Raw genomic sequence first — 540 nt, 5'->3', positions numbered from 1 at the left:
CTCATGGCACGCTGAACGGTAAGGCTTCGGGCACGCTCATGCGACGGCATGGAGCCAAGAATGAGCTCGTTCCTGTTCGTGACGGCGACTCCCACGTCGCGACTGTCGAGGATTTCGTCAGCGCAGGGGACCGAAAGATGTCCTGGCTGGCGCGAGGGTCGGATAACATCGCCGCCCTGCGGGCCGCCGAGGCGGTGGCCGCGGCATCTACAAAGCGCCGAACGATCGCACTTCGGCCGTAACCTGCAGAACCCGGCTGTCGAAATGACAGCCAAGCAGGTAGCTCCGCCGATCACTCGCTCCCGAAGCTCAGGCGGGCATCTTCCCTTCATACCCCATAGCGCGTGATATCTGGTCGGCGATCTCGGCAACGCGCCTGCCTGTCGAGGGAATATCCTCGTCGGTGACGCGCGCGATCGGCCCGCTGATGCTGATCGCACCGAGCGGGCGTCCGGCTTCATCGTAAACAGGGGCCCCGATACAGCGGCCACCTATCGCCGACTCTTCGTTGTCGACCGCATAGCCCCGCTCCCGTATAAG

The 540-nt window shown here is 63.9% G+C and carries 1 protein-coding gene and 1 pseudogene; one reads left to right on the top strand and one right to left on the bottom strand.

The features are described from left to right. A pseudogene (locus EN780_RS40050) lies at nucleotides 1-242 on the top strand (gfo/Idh/MocA family oxidoreductase); the annotation flags it as partial. 67 nt (nucleotides 243-309) lie between these two features. On the opposite strand, the gene EN780_RS37110 reads toward EN780_RS40050, so the two are convergent. Then, nucleotides 310-540: IclR family transcriptional regulator C-terminal domain-containing protein (locus EN780_RS37110; protein ID WP_281035421.1), on the bottom strand; the 231-nt coding region annotated here is incomplete at its 5' end.

Source organism: Mesorhizobium sp. M4B.F.Ca.ET.089.01.1.1 (assembly GCF_004022605.1).
In the GTDB taxonomy this organism is placed as follows: domain Bacteria; phylum Pseudomonadota; class Alphaproteobacteria; order Rhizobiales; family Rhizobiaceae; genus Mesorhizobium; species Mesorhizobium abyssinicae.
This window is presented reverse-complemented; position numbering and strand designations above follow the sequence as displayed.